At 68.3% G+C, this 17,076-nt stretch carries 14 protein-coding genes; 12 read left to right on the top strand and 2 right to left on the bottom strand.

What is annotated here, in order from left to right:
* Nucleotides 1-21: 21 nt before the first annotated feature.
* The 8 genes from pgeF (at nt 22) to JRI60_RS32705 (ending at nt 8,884) form a co-directional block, all read left to right on the top strand.
* Nucleotides 22-792 (top strand): peptidoglycan editing factor PgeF, encoded by a 771-nt coding sequence (gene pgeF, locus JRI60_RS32740; protein ID WP_204219856.1) that lies wholly within the window; start codon nt 22-24, stop codon nt 790-792.
* A 68-nt stretch (nt 793-860) separates the two neighbouring features.
* A complete protein-coding gene (locus JRI60_RS32735; protein WP_430384416.1) occupies nt 861-1,682 on the top strand; it encodes a tetratricopeptide repeat protein in 822 nt (273 codons plus the stop codon).
* Nucleotides 1,683-1,704: 22 nt separating this feature from the next.
* Complete coding sequence (locus tag JRI60_RS32730) at nt 1,705-2,940, top strand: LysM peptidoglycan-binding domain-containing protein (RefSeq protein WP_204219855.1); 1,236 nt, start codon at nt 1,705-1,707, stop codon at nt 2,938-2,940.
* A 180-nt stretch (nt 2,941-3,120) separates the two neighbouring features.
* Nucleotides 3,121-4,242 (top strand): DNA-processing protein DprA, encoded by a 1,122-nt coding sequence (locus JRI60_RS32725; RefSeq protein ID WP_204219854.1) that lies wholly within the window; start codon nt 3,121-3,123, stop codon nt 4,240-4,242.
* A gap of 8 nt (nt 4,243-4,250) precedes the next feature.
* Nucleotides 4,251-6,878, top strand: a complete 2,628-nt coding sequence (gene topA, locus JRI60_RS32720; protein WP_204219853.1) for a type I DNA topoisomerase — start codon at nt 4,251-4,253, stop codon at nt 6,876-6,878.
* Between the two features lie 127 nt (nt 6,879-7,005).
* Nucleotides 7,006-7,764: a MotA/TolQ/ExbB proton channel family protein gene (locus tag JRI60_RS32715; RefSeq protein WP_204229190.1), complete on the top strand. Its 759-nt coding sequence runs from the start codon at nt 7,006-7,008 to the stop codon at nt 7,762-7,764.
* A gap of 10 nt (nt 7,765-7,774) precedes the next feature.
* A complete protein-coding gene (locus JRI60_RS32710) occupies nt 7,775-8,296 on the top strand; it encodes an ExbD/TolR family protein (RefSeq protein WP_204219852.1) in 522 nt (173 codons plus the stop codon).
* Entirely contained in the window at nt 8,297-8,884 is a 588-nt protein-coding gene (locus tag JRI60_RS32705; RefSeq protein WP_239469839.1) for an ExbD/TolR family protein, read from the top strand.
* A 40-nt stretch (nt 8,885-8,924) separates the two neighbouring features.
* On the opposite strand, the gene JRI60_RS32700 is transcribed toward JRI60_RS32705, so the two are convergent.
* Nucleotides 8,925-9,314, bottom strand: coding sequence for a TraR/DksA family transcriptional regulator (locus JRI60_RS32700; RefSeq protein ID WP_204219851.1), 390 nt, complete (start codon nt 9,312-9,314; stop codon nt 8,925-8,927).
* A 258-nt stretch (nt 9,315-9,572) separates the two neighbouring features.
* On the opposite strand from JRI60_RS32700, the gene trmFO reads away from it, so the two are divergent.
* From trmFO to JRI60_RS32685, 3 genes are read left to right on the top strand one after another with little or no spacing between them, the layout of a single operon-like run.
* Complete coding sequence (gene trmFO, locus JRI60_RS32695; RefSeq protein WP_204219850.1) at nt 9,573-10,928, top strand: methylenetetrahydrofolate--tRNA-(uracil(54)-C(5))-methyltransferase (FADH(2)-oxidizing) TrmFO; 1,356 nt, start codon at nt 9,573-9,575, stop codon at nt 10,926-10,928.
* A complete protein-coding gene (locus JRI60_RS32690) occupies nt 10,925-12,526 on the top strand; it encodes a gliding motility protein (protein ID WP_204219849.1) in 1,602 nt (533 codons plus the stop codon). The genes trmFO and JRI60_RS32690 overlap by 4 nt, the downstream gene beginning before the upstream one ends.
* Nucleotides 12,527-12,569: 43 nt before the next feature.
* Nucleotides 12,570-13,478, top strand: coding sequence for a tyrosine recombinase XerC (locus JRI60_RS32685; RefSeq protein WP_204219848.1), 909 nt, complete (start codon nt 12,570-12,572; stop codon nt 13,476-13,478).
* Between the two features lie 31 nt (nt 13,479-13,509).
* Here the strand turns inward: JRI60_RS32685 and JRI60_RS32680 are convergent, their stop codons facing one another.
* Nucleotides 13,510-15,486: a HEAT repeat domain-containing protein gene (locus JRI60_RS32680; protein WP_204219847.1), complete on the bottom strand. Its 1,977-nt coding sequence runs from the start codon at nt 15,484-15,486 to the stop codon at nt 13,510-13,512.
* Between the two features lie 330 nt (nt 15,487-15,816).
* Between JRI60_RS32680 and JRI60_RS32675 the strand changes: the two genes are divergently transcribed.
* Nucleotides 15,817-16,995 (top strand): hypothetical protein, encoded by a 1,179-nt coding sequence (locus tag JRI60_RS32675; RefSeq protein ID WP_239469838.1) that lies wholly within the window; start codon nt 15,817-15,819, stop codon nt 16,993-16,995.
* The last annotated feature ends 81 nt before the right edge of the window (nt 16,996-17,076 follow it).

Here is a 17,076-nt window from a genome sequence, read left to right as displayed (position 1 = left end):
TGTGCTCGGATCGGATCCACCATGTCCGCTCAGACCCCCGCCTTCGTGCTCTCCTCTCTGCTCCCCGTGCCCCATGGCTTCGCCACGCGGGCGGGTGGGGTGTCGGAGGGGCCGTATGCCTCCCTCAACCTGGGCTTCGCGGTGGGTGACCTGAGGGAGCGGGTGGAGGAGAACCATCGCCGGCTGGCCGCGGCGGCGGGCGCGGCGCTCGATTCGCTGCACCGGGTGAGTCAGGTGCACGGAGCTCGCGTGGTGGAGGTAGGGGCGGGTGAGGGGACGGGGACACTCCGTCCGACGGAGGGCGAGGCGGACGCGCTCTGGACGGAGCGGCCGGAGCACTGGGTGGCGGTGGGCACGGCGGACTGCGTGCCGGTGCTGCTGGTGGACCCGGAGGGGAGGCGGGTGGCGGGGGTGCACTCGGGGTGGAAGGGCACGGACGCGCGCATCGTGGCGCGGGCGGTGGAGTCCCTGGTGGCGAGGGGCTCGCGGCCCGAGCGGCTGCTGGCCGCGGTGGGCCCCTGCATCCAGCGCTGCTGCTATGTCGTCTCCGAGGACCTGGGCGAGCGCTTCACCGCGGGCTTCGGCGCGGAGGTGGTGGTCCGCGAGCGCGGTGAGGTGCGGTTGGACCTGTCACGGGCCGTGCGGGAGACGTTGCTGGGAGCGGGGCTGAAGGCCGCCCATGTGGACGTGCTGCCCCACTGCACCGCATGTGATGCGAGCCGATTCTTCTCGCATCGACGTGACGCTGGGCGGACGGGCAGGCACCTCAATTTCGTGGTGCACCGGTTCTGATCGGCCTCTGGGCCGATTTCTTGACGGTCTCCAGCACCCCTTCCTATCCTCCGGGTACCCCCGTCACCGTGTTGGAGCACCGCATCATTCGCCGACTGCTTGCCCTCGCGCCTCTCTGTGCGCTGACCGCCTGTGCCACCACCGGCTCCGCCCAGACGTCGGAGCTGGCGGAGCTGAAGGCCGAGGTGCGCGCCATGCGCGACACCCAGGCGCGCCTGGAGAAGCGTCTGGAGCGCATGGAGCTGCACGCCAGTGTCACCCAGGCCCGTGCCGCCGCTCCGTCCAACAAGGGGTCCGCTTCCACGGCGGCCGCTCCCGAGCCCGAGAAGTCCTTCACCACGCCCGAGCTGGCGGTGGTGAAGCTCAAGCCGCGCAACGAGCCCGCGCCCTCGCTGCCCACCCAGGTGCCCGTCGTCGAGCCCGCGCCCGACGACATGGAGATGTTCATCAGCTCCGCGCCCGAGGGGGACAGCGGCCCCGCCGCCGCCGAGCCGAAGGAGCAGCTGGACGTCACCATCCTGGACGCCGAGTTCGAGCAGGCGGTGGCGGCGTTGCGCACCGGCAACGTGGAGGGTGGGGTGGTCCGCCTGTCGCGCTTCGCCGAGGACAACCCCCGTCACCCGCGCGCGGACAACGCGCTCTATTTCAGCGGGCTCGGGCAGATCGGGCTGAAGGACCACGATGCCGCCGCGAAGACCTTCGAGCGCCTCATCGCCAGCTATCCGGCTGGAGATGCCGTGCTGGACGGCATGCTGCGGCTGGCCGAGTGCCGGCTGCGGCTCAACCAGAAAGACGACGCGCGGGCGCTCTACACCCGCATCCTCACCCAGTTCCCGGGGACGGCCGCCGCCACTCAGGCGGAACAGCGGCTCGCGTCCCTCTCGCACTAGCAGTCCGAAAGGAAGTCATCCGATGCGCTCGCGGATCCTCTCCTCGCTCCTCCTCGCCACTGTGCTCGTGCCGCCCGCCGTCTGGGCGCAGAACGCGGAGGAACAGGAGCCCGAGGCCGGCGACGAGACCGAGGGGTCCGAGGTCGTCGATGAGCAGCAGCCTCCCGGCCGGCCCGGCAACCTCGTCATTCCCCCGGGCCAGGGTGGCCGTGAGTCCGCTCCCGGCGAGGTGCACACGGTGGAGCGGGGCGACACCCTGTGGGACCTCTCCCAGAAGTACCTGGGCAGCCCCTGGTACTGGCCCAAGGTCTGGTCCTACAACCCGGAGATCGCCAACCCGCACTGGATCTACCCCGGCAACAACGTGCGCTTCTTCCCGGCGGGCGAGGAGGTCCCCTCGCGGGTGGAGGCGGGCGTCGGCCCGGCCCCGACGGAGATGGTGGCCGAGCCGGGGGACATCGCCGAGGGCTCCGAGATGGAGGGCTCCGGCGCCGCGGTGGAGGTGGCCGGCAAGCTCACCTACGAGCCCAAGGCCTCGCGCACGGTGATGACGCATGGCTTCGTCACCACGCGGGAGCTGGACGAGGCGGGCCGCATCGAGGGGGCCTCCACCGAGGCGACGATGCTGTCCTTCCCCGACACCGTCTATGTGCGCTTCAAGCGCAAGGCGGATGCGAAGATCGGCGACCGGTACGTGGTGTTCCACACGGTGGAGAGCGTGAAGCACCCGGTGACGAACAGGCCGGTGGGCTACCTCACCGAGTTCGTCGGCACCCTCCGGGTGGTGAAGCTGGGTGACTTCTTCGTCACCGCGCAGGTGATGGACACGTGGGACGCCATCGCGCGCGGCGACCTGGTGGGTCCGTATGGCGAGCGGCTGGTGGAGCAGGTGGTGGCGCGGAACAACGAGAAGGAGGTGACGGGCGTCGTCGTCACCGCGCTCGTGCCGTACCTCACCATCATCGGCGAGCACCACTTCCTGGTCATCGACAAGGGCAGCAGCGACGGCGTCCAGGTGGGCAACACCTTCACCATCACCCGGCAGGGAGACCCCGGCGTGGGGCACGTCCTCGAGCTGGATCTGCCCATCAAGAAGCGCAAGCCGCAGCCGATGCCCACGGAGAACATCGCCCTGTGCATGGTGACCGAGGTGAAGGATCGCACCAGCAACTGCGTCCTCACGTACTCCATCCAGGAGGTGGTGCCCGGGGCTCGCGCGGTGCTGCGCGTGGGCCAGCAGCCCACCGCCCAGCGGTAGGTGGGGCCGGCACGCCGCCGGATGACCCCTCGGATGGGGCACGTAACCCCCTGGATCGGCTCGCCTGGCCCCTACTGCAGGGGACGTGCCGCTTGACCACCGCCAGTCCGGTGTTTATGTGTCCCGCCCCTTTCCGTCGGATCCATCTTCTATATAGGTGGGCCCAGGAGGGGGTCGGGCATGGTGGATTTCACGACGAACAGCTCCACGGCGGAGCAACGCGCGCTCCTGGCGCTCTGGGCGGTCCCCGGGTTGGGCCCGAGGGCCCTGAGTGCCCTGCGTGCGTTCACCCGGGGAGAGCTCACTCGCCTGCTTGCCTGCCCGGTAAGGGAGTGGCTGGGCGAGGCGCCCGTTCCGATGCCCGTCCGGCGCAGGTTGGCCGAGGTGCCCGACCTGGGCCTGCTGGCCGAGCGCGTGCTGGAGCGCTGCGCGGCGGTGGGCATGGGCGTGACGTTCGCGGGAGAGATGACCTACCCGGCGCGGCTGGCGGAGGTGGACGACGCGCCGCCGCTCCTCTTCTACCGGGGAGAGGTGGGGCCGCCGCGCCGTCGGGTGGCCATGGTGGGCAGCCGGCACCCGGATCAGGGCTTCCTTCCCTTCGCGCGCGGCTTCGCCCGTCAGGTGGCGGAGGGCGGGGTGGGCGTGGTGTCCGGCGCCGCCGCGGGGGTGGACAGGGCGTGCCATTGGGGGGCATTGGACGCGGGCGGGGAGACGTGGGCCTTCCTGGGCTCGGCGCTGGACGAGTTGGATCCCGCCCAGGCGAAGCTGCTGCCGCACTTCCTGGCCCGGGGTGGCGTGTTCTTCAGCGAGTTGCCGCCAGGGGTCCGTGCGAGCACGACGACCTTCCCCCGGCGCAACCGACTCATTTCTGGCGCGTCGGATGCGGTATTGGTCCTGCGCGCCGGGGCGGATTCCGGCAGCCTCTACACGGCGGAGGCGGGCCGGCTGCAGGGCAGGCCCGTGCTGGCCCTGCCCGGTGATGTATTGAACGAGGGAGCGGCTGGTTGCAACGCGCTCATCCGGGACGGACACGCCCGGGCGTGTCTCTCGGTTCAGGAAGTCTGGCGGGCCGTGGGCATCCACCCCGACAAGGCGGTGCCGCCAGGGGAGGGCTCCTCGTGGACGGAGCTCTCGGTGGAAGCGAGGGGGGCCTACCAGGTGTTGGACAGGGTTCCCAGGTCATTCGATGAGGTGCTGGCCGGCAGCCGGCTCTCGCCCGCGGTGCTCTCGAGCGCGCTGGTGGAGCTGGAGCTGTCTGGGCTCGTCATCCAGCATCCTGGAAGGTTGTACGAGAAGGTTTGAGGAGAATCATGGCGACGCGCACGAAGAAGACGGCAGGGGCGGGCGAGACGGAGGTCGAGGAGACGGCCACCGCCGAAACGGCCACCGCCGAGACGGCAGCCAAGAAGCCGGCGGCGCGCAAGAAGACGGCCGCCAAGAAGAAGACGGCCACCAAGAAGAAGGCCGCCGCCAAGAAGACGGCGGCCAAGAAGGCCTCCTCGCGCCGCAAGGGCGGTGACGGGGCCCTGGCCACCGTGGAGGCCTCCGCCGAGGACGCCGAGGGCACCGAGTCCCCCAGGCGCGGCAAGGGGCCGCACTACCTCGTGGTGGTCGAGTCGCCCGCGAAGGCGAAGACCATCAAGAAGTACCTGGGCTCCGGCTACACGGTGAAGGCCTCGGTTGGCCACATCCTCGACTTGCCCAAGAGCAAGATGGGCGTGGACATCGAGCACGACTTCGAGCCCCAGTACGAGGTCATCAAGGGCAAGGAGAAGGTGCTCGGCGAGCTGAAGAAGGCCGCCCAGGGCGTGGACAAGGTGTTCCTCGCGACGGACCCCGACCGCGAGGGCGAGGCCATCGCCTGGCACATCCACCAGCAGCTCGGCCACGAGAACGCCTACCGGGTGATGTTCAACGAGATCACCAAGAAGGCCATCCAGGAGGCCATCTCCCAGCCGCGCCACCTCAGCCAGGAGAACTACGACTCCCAGCAGACGCGGCGCATCCTGGACCGGCTGGTGGGCTATCAGATCTCCCCGCTGCTCTGGAAGAAGGTGCGCCGGGGTCTGTCCGCGGGCCGCGTGCAGTCGGTGGCCGTGCGCCTCGTCTGCGAGCGCGAGGACGAGATCAAGGCCTTCGTCCCGCAGGAGTACTGGACGCTGGACGCGCTGCTGGAGGGGCCCGCCGGACCGCCGCCCTTCAAGGCCAAGCTGTCCAAGGTGGACGGCAAGAAGGCCGACCTGAAGGACCGGGCCTCCACCGAGACGCTGGTGGAGGAGCTCAAGAGCGCCGCCTTCGTGGTGTCCAAGGTGGACAAGCGCGAGCGGCGCCGCAACGCGCCCGCTCCGTTCATCACCTCCAAGCTGCAGCAGGAGGCGGCCAACCGGCTGCACTTCACCGCCAAGAAGACGATGGCGCTCGCTCAGCGGCTCTATGAAGGCGTGCCGCTCGGCGAGGAGGGCCAGACGGCGCTCATCACGTACATGCGTACGGACTCCACCCGTCTGTCCGACGACGCGGTGACGGCGGTGCGCGGCTTCATCGGCAACACCTACGGCGCGGACTACGTGCCGGAGGCGCCCGTGGTGTACCGCACCAAGAAGGGCGCCCAGGACGCGCACGAGGCCATCCGTCCCACCTCGCTCGAGTACCCGCCCTCGAAGGTGAAGCCGTACTTCGACTCGATGAACGACGACATGGCCGCGGACATGTTCCGCCTGTACGAGCTCATCTGGAACCGCTTCGTGGCGTGCCAGATGATGCCGGCCGTGTATGACCAGACGAGCGCGGAGATCACCGCGGGCCGGGCCCTCTTCCGGGCCTCGGGCTCCACGCTGAAGTTCCCGGGCTACCTGGCCGTCTACGGCGCCACCCTCACCCCCGAGGAGGAGGCCGCCCAGGAGAAGGCGCGCGCCGCCGGCGAGGACACCGACGAGGACGGCGTGGGCGAGCTGCCCTCGCTCAACGACGGGGACAAGCTGGGCCTGCAGAAGCTGCTCGACGAGCAGCACTTCACCCAGCCCCCGCCGCGCTTCTCCGAGGCCACCCTGGTGAAGGAACTGGAGGAGCGGGGCATCGGCCGTCCGTCGACGTACGCCGCCATCCTCTCCACCATCCAGGAGAAGAAGTACGTGGAGAAGCTGGAGGGCCGCTTCCGTCCCACGGACCTGGGCGTCATCTGCAACGAGCTGCTCGTCAAGCACTTCCCCCACGAGCTGGACGCCGCCTTCACCGCCAGCATGGAGGAGAAGCTCGATCAGATCTCCGAGGGCGAGGCCAACTGGAAGGCCGTGCTCAAGGACTTCTACGCGCCCTTCAAGGAGACGCTCGAGAAGGCCGAAGCGGAGATGCGCGACGTCAAGCGCGAGGAGATCAAGACCGACGTGGCGTGCGAGAAGTGCGGCAACGTCATGGTGATCAAGTGGGGGAAGATGGGCCACTTCCTCGCGTGCTCGAACTACCCCGAGTGCAAGAACACCAAGGACTTCAAGCGCGACGCCGAGGGGAAGATCGTCATCATCGAGGAGGAGACGACCGACGAGAAGTGCGAGAACTGCGGCAAGCCCATGGTGGTGAAGCGGGGCCGCTTCGGTCGCTTCCTGGCGTGCTCGGGCTACCCCGAGTGCAAGACGTCCAAGCCCATCTCCATCGGCGTGAGCTGCCCGGACTGCAAGCAGGGCTACCTCACCGAGCGCCGCAGCGGGCGGGGGAAGATCTTCTTCGGCTGCAACCGCTACCCGGACTGCAAGTTCGCCGCCTGGGACCGGCCGCTTCCGGAGGCGTGCCCTCAGTGCCAGTCGCCCTACCTGCTGCAGAAGTACTCCAAGCGGGACGGCCCGTACGTGGCCTGCCCCAACAAGGAGTGCGACTACCGCCGGCAGATCGTCGAGCCGGAGGCCGCCGCGGCCACGGGCAGCACCGCTTCCTCGGCTGCCTGAAAGGCTGAAAGTCCAAGGATATCAGGGGCATGGCCTGCCCCTGGCTTGACACCCCAGCAGTGGGTCCTCTAGAAGTTCAGTGCCCGCCCCCAGGGCAGGCATGGTCGTCGAAAGGACCCACTTCGCGATGATTTCCATGGTGAGCGAGCTGCTGGACGTGGTGCTGACCCAGGCCCCGGCGGCAGCGGAGGCCGTGAAGGCGGCGCCGGCCAAGCTCGGCGTCGTGGACTCCACCATCAAGTTCTTCAAGGACGGCGGCCCGTTCATGTTCGTGAACCTGTTCTGGCTGGCCGCCGCGCTCGCGGTGGCCCTGGAGCGGATCGTCACGCTGATGTTCCGCTACAACCTCAACGCGCCCCCCTTCATGGAGCAGGTGACGAAGCTGGTGATGACCGGCAACGTGGACCGCGCCGTGAAGCTGTGCGCCGCCGCTCCCCACTCGCCCCTGGCGAAGATCATCCGCGCCGGCCTCACCCGCGCCAACCGCGGGGAGATCGAAGTGGCCAAGGCGGTGGAGGAGTCGCTGGTGGAGCACAGCCCGCACGTGGGCGCGCGCATCCCCTGGCTGTGGTCCCTGGCCAACATCGCCACGCTGGTGGGACTCGTCGGCACCATCTTCGGTCTGATCGGCACGTTCCAGGCGCTCGGCAACGTGCCCGCCGAGCAGAAGCAGGCCCTGCTGTCCGACGGTATCTCCAAGGCCATGAACAACACCGCGTTCGCGCTCTCCATCGCGGTGCTCTGCATCATCTTCCACCTGTTCCTCACCTCGTACGCCAAGAGCATGGTGGAGACGATGGAGCTCAACGCGCTCAAGCTGGAGAACCTGCTGGCGCGCAAGGCCGCCGGCGAGTCCACGGCCTCCGACGAGGCCCGGGCCGCCTGAGGGCGCTTCCATGGCGTTCTACTACTCCAGGCGCAAGCTCAAGCCGCGTGAGGAAGAGGAGACGGGCGAGCTCAACATCGTCCCGTACCTCGACATCCTCATGAACCTCATCCTGTTCATGCTGCTGTCCATCAACGGGCTGGCGGCCTTCGGCATCGTCAACGTGAGCGCGCCGAGCTACGGCGGCCCCAGCACCTCGGTGGCCCCGGAGGAGAACCCGGAGCAGCCCAAGCTGACGCTCAGCGTGCTCATCAGCAAGAAGGGGCACTTCGTCAACAGCGAGAACACCATCCTCGGCAAGGAGGGCGAGCCCACCATCCCCGTCAAGGCGGATGGCTCGTACGACTACGCCGCCCTCAACGCGCAGATGGTGAAGATCAAGAGCGCCTTCCCCGCCGAGACGAAGGTCATCGTCGCCGCGGACCCCGAGACGCCCTACGACGCGCTCATCCAGACCATGGATGCCGTCCGCGAGACGCAGGACAAGTCGCACCGCGTGCTCTTCCCGGACGTCACCCTCGGAGCCATCTAGATGTCGACGGGCGAGAGTTCCTTCCAGGTGCCGTCGGATGAAGAGCGGCTGCAGCGCATGCGCTACCGCAAGGCGCTCGCGCGCAAGAAGCGCAAGGAGCGCGAGGCCGCCGGGGAGATCAAGGAGCTGAACATCACCGCGATGATGGACATGATGACCATCCTCCTGGTGTTCCTCCTCAAGTCCTTCGCCTCGTCCTCGGCGGCGCTGACGGCCAGCGAGGACGTGCGGCCGCCGGTGTCCTCCACGCGCGCCACGCCCAAGGACACCGTGGCCGTCACCGTCACCCCCAAGAACATCCTCGTGGGGGAGAAGGAAGTGCTGCGGCTCAAGGGAGGGCAGATTCCCCCCGAGGCGCTCCAGGGCCGGCTGGTGGTCTCGCTGGACGCGCAGCTCAAGAAGGAAGTGGAGAAGCTCAAGTACATCGCCGAGCGCAACCCGGCGGCGCCGTTCAACCGGGAGCTGTCCGTCATCGCGGACAAGGCCATCCCGTACGACATGCTCCTCACGGTGCTCTACACGGCGGGCCAGAACGAGCTGGAGAACTACCGGTTCGTGGTCCTCCAGGACGAGGGCAAGCCCCAGTAGGGCGCCCCTGGCCTCCCAGGCGCCCCACCGGACGTGCGTGCTAGAGCGTCGGTACCGCCTGGTGGTGCCCGCCGCGCATGTCCAGCTCGTGACGCGTTGCGTCTTCCTCACACCGGATGGCGAAGGGCAGCGCCTCCAGCCGCTCGATGGGGATGTCGAAGCCGCAGTCCACGCAGACGCCGAACACGCCCGTGTCCATCCGACGCAGCGCGGCATCGATGAGCATCACCTCGCGCCGCTGCGCCTCCATCAGGCTGGACAGGGTGTAGTCCGCCAGCTCCGCCTGGGCGTTCTCCTCGTACTCCGGATCGCGGTCCTGGTCCTTCAGCGCGCTCAGCTCGCGTTGTGCCCCCTGACTCGCGTGCAGGATGTCCCGACGGCGGCGCTGCAGGAGCTCGCGAATCCTCAGAAGGTCGTTGTCTCGGTTCATGGCCTGTCGCTCCATCCAATGGTGCACTGCGTCGCCCGGACCGACTTTCCCGCGCGATGAACGGGGAAAAGCTAGGAGCCAGGGGGAGGTAGGGAAACTGTTTCTGTTTCTCCTACTTGTCGCAGGGCCGGGGAGGAGGCGGGCGAGCAGGGGATCGTTGCCCCGGGAGTGGACATCCATGCGCGGGAGTGTGGGAAAGGGCGGGGTGGTCCTGCTAACAGTTGCCGGACGGGCCCAGGACGGCCCCCGGAGAGTGTGATGCAGGACGTGAAGTTTCAGCGGGTGACGGTGATTGGCGGTGGACTGGCGGGGAGCGAGTGCGCCTGGCAGCTGGCGCGGCGCGGGGTACCGGTGACGCTGCGCGAGATGAAGCCGCACCGGCGCTCGCCGGCACACAAGACGGACCAGTTCGCGGAGCTGGTGTGCTCCAACTCGTTGCGCTCGGACAACCCGGAGAGCGCCATCGGCCTGCTGCACGCGGAGCTGCGGACGCTGTCGTCGGTGATTCTCGGGTGCGCGGACACGCACCGGGTGCCGGCGGGTGACGCGCTGGCGGTGGAGCGCGAGGCCTTCTCGGCGGCGGTGACGCGCTCGGTGCGCGAGGCCCCGGGCGTGGAGGTGGTGACGGGCGAGGTGGACCAGCTGCCCGAGGGCCTGGTGGTGGTGGCCACGGGGCCACTCACCTCGGACGCGCTGACGAAGGACCTCGAGCGCTACGTGGGGGAGAAGCTCTACTTCTACGATTCGATCGCCCCCATCGTGGCGGGGGACTCCATCGACATGAACATCGCCTTCCGCGCGAGCCGCTACGGCAAGGGCGGAGGGGATGACTACATCAACCTGCCGATGAACCAGGAGGAGTACTACCGGTTCATCGCCGAGGTGAAGGCGGGCCAGAAGCTGCAGCCGCACAGCTTCGAGGAACCCAGGTACTTCGAAGGGTGTCTGCCCATCGAGGTGATGGTCGATCGAGGCGACGAGACGCTGGCCTTCGGGCCGATGAAGCCGGTGGGGCTGAAGGATCCGCGCACGGGCGAGGAGCCCTACGCGGTGGTGCAACTGCGCATGGAGGACAAGGCGGGCACGTCGTGGAACATGGTGGGCTTCCAGACGCGCCTGACGTGGGGCGAGCAGAAGCGCATCTTCACCACGTGCATTCCGGGCCTGGCCAACGCCGAGTTCCTGCGGATGGGGCAGATCCACCGCAACACCTTCATTGACTCGCCGCGGCTGCTGGGGCGCGACCTGTCGCTCAAGGCGGAGCCGCGCCTGTTCTTCGCGGGGCAGATCACCGGCGTGGAGGGGTACGTGGAGTCGGCGGCGTGCGGCTACATGACGGCGCTGGCGGTGTACGCGCGGCTGACGGGGCGCGAGTTCGTCCCGCCGCCGGCCACCACGGCGATGGGCTCGCTCTACCGTCACGTGACGGGCGAGGCACACCCGCCGGACTATGACTACCAGCCCTCGAATGTCATCTTCGGGTTGTTCCCGCCGCTGCCGGGGCGGGTGAAGAAGGCGGACAAGCGGGCGAAGTACGCGGAGCGGGCGCGGGCGGATCTGACCGCGTGGCTGCCGAGTGTCCCTCCCGCGCAGGAGCTCCAGAGGACCGCATGAGACGAACCGTGATGGCGGGAGCGCTGATGGCGCTCGCGCTGGTGGGGTGCAAGCGCGACGGGGACAAGGCCGGGGGAGGGAAGGGGAGCGCCCGGGCCGGAGCGGTGGTGGGCGGAGTGGGCGTGATGCTGGCCGAGGGCGCGGCGGAGGATCTGCGCGTCACCGAGGACGGGCAGTTCGCCACGTACCTGCGCAAGACGCGCAAGCCGACGGTGGAGGGCATTCCGCCGCAGATGCGGCTGGGCGAGCTGTACATGGTGCCGGTGACGGGCGGCGTGCCGCGCAAGCTGGGCGATGGGGTGACGAACGTGCCCGGGGGGATGCTCTTCACCCCGGACTCCAAGCACGTGCTGTACCTCACGGGGTACAACCTGGCGAACCAGTCCGGTGCGCTGCACGTGCTGGCGCTCAGCGACCCCAGTGCCGAGCCCAGGAAGCTGGGCGACGCGGTGACGTACTTCCTGCCGAGTCCGGACGGCGCGCAACTGGCCTTCGTGGACGGCGGGGTGCTGAAGCTGGGCCCGCTGCCGGCGGGGCCCTTCCGTCAGGTGGGGGGCGAGGTGTCCACCGCGGGCTTCTCCCCGGACGGCACGATGCTCTTCTTCAAGCGGCGGCTGGCGGCGGCCGGCGGGCTCCTGGCGACGCCGGTGGTGGAGGACGCGGCGAAGAAGGGCGAGCCGATCAAGCTGGCGGACCAGGTGGGCGACTTCGTGCTGTCGCCGGACTCCAAGCGCGTGGCGTACCAGGTGCGCACCCCGGCGATGCCGGGCATGTATGACCTGTACCTGGCGGACCTGCCGGAGCTGAAGGGCCGGAAGGTGGCCTCGGGCTCGACGGCGTTCGCCTTCTCGCCGGACTCGAAGTGGCTGGCGCGCAACGATGGAGGCAAGCCGGAGGTGCCGGGCGACCTGTACGTGGGCCCGGCGTCGGGCGAGCCGGGACGCAAGGTGGGCGAGCGCGTGAAGGAGCTGACCTTCTCGCCGGACTCCCAGGCACTGGGCTTCCTGGCGAAGTACGACCTGCCCGCGGGCGCGGGGCTGATGGGCGTGGTGACGCTGCCGGACGGTGAGCCGAAGCTGGTGGGCAGCCGCGTGCCGAACTTCCTCTGGGGCAAGGACGGCAAGTACGTGGCCTTCCTCTCGCGCTTCCTCAAGCCCATCTACTCGGTGGACCTGATGCTGTACCAGGTGGGCGCGGAGAAGGCGGAGAAGGCCCACCCGGGCGTCTTCGGCTACGGCTTCGCCCCCGAGAACAAGGCGCTCGTCTTCCGCGCCGGCTGCATCCGCGAGGGCCGTGCTTGTGACTTCAAGGCGCTGACGCTGCCTCCGGCCGAGCAGACCCAGCCCCAGACGTGGATGCAGGGCATCTACAGCTACAAGCTGTCCGGGGATGGGAACCGGATCCTCGCCACCTCGGCGCGGATGGACTCGGACACGTTCGACGTGGCCGTCTACGACGTGAAGACGCAGGCGAGGAAGACGCTCGATCAGGGCGCGCAGCTGCCGGCGTACTTCGCGGGCCCGGACGATTCGCTGGCGGTGTACGTGGTGAAGCAGGGGCCGAACCCCGGCGTGTACGTGGCGCCGGCCCAGCCGTGAGAAGCTTGCGGGCGGCCCGGTTGAGTCTACGCTGGAGCCGCCCATGAGCACCGCCGAGCTGTCGCCGCTGCTGGAGAAGTTCCGCGCCCACCTCGAGGACGAGAAGGGCGCCAGTCCCCATACCGTGCGCAACTACCTCATCGACCTGGTGGACTTCGAGCGCTACCTGGTCGAGCGGATGAAGCTGACGCTGCTGGCGGCCACGCACGCGTCCATCCGTGGCTACATGGGCACGCTGGCGGTGGACCATGCGCCGAGCAGCCGCGCGCGGCGGCTCGCGAGCATCAAGAGCTTCTACAAGTACCTGGTGCGGCAGAAGCTGCTGCCGGGCAGCCCGGCCAAGCTGGTGAAGAGCCCCAAGCTGCCCAAGAGCCTGCCCAAGGTGCTCCCCGTGGACGAGGTGTTCGCCATCCTCGACATGCCGTCGCGGAAGACGGTGCTGGGCCTGCGGGACAGGGCCATCCTGGAGATGCTGTACGGCGGCGGCCTGCGCATCAGCGAGCTGTGCGGGCTGAACCTGCTGGACGTGGACCGCAGCGGGCGCATCGTCCGGGTGATGGGCAAGGGCAGCAAGGAGCGCCTGGTGCCGGTGAACGCGCAGGCCATCCGCGCGCTGGATGCGTATCTGGCGCGACGGGGCGAGCTGCTCGCGGTGCCTCGGCCGGAGCAGGACGCGGACGCGGTGTTCCTCAACTACCGCGGAGGCCGGCTGACGCCCCGGAGCATCGCGAGGCATCTGGACACGTACGTGGTGCAGTGCGCGCTGCAGCGCAAGGTGAGCCCGCACGCGATGCGTCACTCGTTCGCCACACACCTGCTCGGGGGTGGGGCGGACATCCGCAGCATCCAGGAGCTGCTGGGCCACGCGAGCCTCTCCACCACCCAGCGGTACACGCACGTGAGCTGGGAGCAGCTCCAGGCCGTCTACGACGCCGCGCACCCGAGGGCTTGAGCGCGGGTGCGCGGGGACTGAACGGGGCCGCTCAGGGGTGAGCGTTCTCGGCGACGTGGTCGAGGAAGCGGGTGGCGAGCTGACGGATGGCCGGATTGGCGTCGTTCTGACTGCTCCAGCTCAGCAGGACGCGCGCGCCGGGCAGCTTGGGCAGGTTGGCCCCCAGCAGGTGGACGACCTCGCTCCTGACCGCATCCGCGGGGTCCCGCTGCAGCACCTGCTGCAACGAGGGCAGGAGGGGCTCGAGAGGCCGGAAGCTGGCGGCGAACAAGGCGGCCTTGCGCACGTCGGGCGAGGCATCCCCGAGGAGCTGTGTCGCCAGGAGCCGGTCGGCGGTTGGCTCCGGAATCAGGCGCAGGGCCTCGACCGCGGCCTGTCGCACCAGGATCGAGTTGGAGCCCAGTCCGCTCTGGATCGTCGCCAGGGCGCGCGCGTCCCGGGTATTGCCCAGGGCCCGCAGGAGGATGGCTTGCTCCTCCGGGGTCCTCGCGGAGCGGTACGCCGTCTCGAGCTCTCGCACGACGCCCTCCGCGCCGCGGGCGTTCTCGTCCTGCATCTGGTACGCCGCGTTGCCCAGCCCCAGTGTCGCCGTGTCGCGCAGCTCTGGCTGGGGAGCGCGCCTGAGGTTCCTCAGGGCATTGACTCCTTCCTGGGTGGGGGCGTCCGCCATGCCGAGCGCGGCGGTCGCGTCCGTGCGCACGGGCACCCCGATGGAGGAATCGTCGACGACCTTCGAGAGGGCCTGGATGGCCTCTGGCGTGCTGGCCGCGGAGAGTGCGCCGAGCAGGGGACTGGCCGCGATGGGATCCAGGTCCCCCTTGCGCAGTGTATCGGGCACCTTCAGGGCCTCGGTGGGCTCGAGCATGAAGAGCGCGCGCAGTTGCTCCAACGCCAGCGAGCGGGCGTCGTCCCGCTCCCGCTCCGTCTTGGGCAGGGAGCGCAAGTCGTTGAGCAGATCATTGAAGTGCTTGCCCGCCAGCAGCCGACGGTAACGCTCCTTGGGATCCTGCGTCTGGGCCTGGTAGCTGGCCAGGAGCATCGTGCTCAAGCTCGCCCGGCGCGCCTCCAGCGCACCGAGCAGGGAGACGTCCCGGGTTCGCTCCAGCAGACGAAGACGGAGCTGGAGCTGGTTGCTCACCCTGGGCATTCCCTGACCGGCATCCACCTCCAGCCGCTCCTGGGCCTGAAGCGTCTCGGCCCAGCCATCCTCGGCGAGCCCGAAGGTGGTGCGCGAGCTCACGTCGATGCGCAGCGTGCCCGCCTGATAGGGCTGAAGCCCCTGGGAGGTGGCCACATGTGTATAGGCTTGCTTCGTCTTCTCGAACTGTTTCACACCTGACAGTCGTTGGTATGAGGCCTGGTACTGGCCCGTGACGTCGTACTCGTCGGTCTGCCACGACTGCTGGGGAACGCCAGTCACCACGAACTGGGAGGCCGCGACCACGGAGCGGAGGATGCCTTGTGCCAGCACATCCGTGCCCATCTCGAAATGGACCCATCGCGCGGCACCGGAGCGCTCCAGGGTCATGAAAAAGGGCATGGTCAGGCTGGCCATCATGGCCTGACGCACTTCGGGTGTGAGTGCGTCCTTTCCATCGACGTTGACGGAGACGCTCGCCGGCACCAGCCGCACCTGGGCTTCGATCCGGGCCTCGCCGGCGCTCACGATGCCCACGTTCCACTCCCCTTGGATATGGAAGCGCATGCCAGGAGGAACGGGCGCACCGGGCTGTGACGAGCTGAAGGTCACCTCCTGGTCCGTCTCCACGGCGTAGCGATAACTCATGCCCGGAGCCCAGAGCCGGGAGCCATCGGCCGTCTTCGTCGGCAACTCCGGGAGCTCGGGGCGCGGCGAGGAGGCCGTCTGGGTGCTGGCATTCCGGGCCGGAGTCCTCGTGGGCGTCTCTTCCGGAGCACTCCCGGGCAGAGCCCACCACGCCACGAGGCCCAGCGAGACGAGGACGACAGCCAGCACGAAGAAGTGATGCCGCTTCCAGGACATGCGCATGGTGCTCGACAGCTAGCACGGCCCACTGCTCTCCGCCTAGTGGCGGGTTCACTCCCCGTCGCACCTCGCGCCGAGCGGGTTGTGATTGCTCAATCCATCCGCCCGCGGGTCTGCCCTTCGTGGGGAGCCACCCATACGCAATCCAGGAACATTGGAAAAATAATCAAACACTGGATTCGTGGCTTGTTTTCGGGGATTTCCACGCCAACAGCGCCGACCGTCTTTCCAAATCTGACTTCACTTCGGGTTTTTCCCTTTGACACTGGGAGTGTGAGAAATGTACAAGGGTTGGCTTTTGCGTCAACAAACCAGACTTGTAGAGGGGGTTTCATGTCCGGTATTCGTTTGTCGATGGGCGCTGCCGCGTTTCTGCTCGCGCTAGGTCTTCCGCAGGCGGCTTCAGCGCAGGTTCCCACCTACGTCGATCCCGTCGTCTACGAGGTGGATCACGCGAGCTTTCCCACGACGTCCTATCCGAGTGGTTACCAGCTCAATAACAACTACGAGTGGGAGTCGAGCTACCCCTTCGCGGGTTCCTACTCTGCCGCCGAGCAGCAGCTCATCATCAATGATGAGCTGTCGCGCACCGGGGGCGTGCTCTCCACGGACCCGACGGATGGCAGCAAGGTCATCACCATCAATCAGGGCATCATCCCGGAGGCCAACCAGGGTGACGTCTCCCCGCCGACGGTCGTGACCAATGACAACGCCGCGCCTCCCGCCAACTCTCCCTTCACCAAGAGCTACTACCGGAGCGAGAACCTGGGCAACAGCGTGTTCGGAGCGGGCTACATCATCGATGCCTCGATGACCGCCACTCCGTCGACGGGCACGGCCGAGAAGCGGGTCGAGGCCTACGCCGAGGGCAAGGTCTACGCCGTGGCCTTCGGAGCCCAGAAGGAGATCGTCCGGGCACGTGCCGAGGTCTCCGGTCAGCAGGGCGGAAACAACAGTGGCACCGCGCGCCTGTTCGCCATGGGTCAGCAGGTATGGTCGGGCAACCTCTACTACAGCTTCGAGATCACCCCCATCAACTGGAGCCGCACCTTCTTCTCCGCCACCAAGCGCTTCATGGTGGGCCCCGTGCCGGTTTCCGTCTCGGCGTCCGTCAGCGGCGGTCTCAAGCTGACGGTCTCGGGACAGATTGGTCCGACGGTGGCCAGGCTCACCGCCACCGCGGGTGGCTGGGGTAATGCCAATGCCTCCGCGGGCGTGGACATCGTCGTCGCGGGCGTGGGCGTGGAGGGCGCCGTGACGCTCATCAACGTGAGCCTGCCCGCCTTCGCCGAGCTGTTCTGGCCGTTCTATTCCCTCGACTGGACGCTCAAGGCGGATCTCAACCTGAACACCCTCAATGGCAACCTGAAGCTCTGGGTGCGGGTGGGCTTCTGGTTCTTCAAGAAGACCTGGACCCTGACCATTGCCAGCTGGTCTGGTATCACTCGCAACTGGAACCTCTACACCAACAACGGTTCGCTCATCCTGGGAATGGATCCCATGGGCATGTAGCCGTTGCATGCGCGGGTTGTCGGAGCGCCAGGGGTTCCCTTCTCTGGCGCTCCACGTCCGTTCCCCGTGTCTGTATCAGTT

Origin of the sequence: Archangium violaceum (genome assembly GCF_016887565.1) — a bacterium.
Taxonomy (GTDB): Bacteria; Myxococcota; Myxococcia; order Myxococcales; family Myxococcaceae; genus Archangium; species Archangium violaceum_B.
The sequence above is the reverse complement of the archived record's forward strand: the minus strand, read 5'-3'. Positions and strand labels throughout refer to the sequence as shown.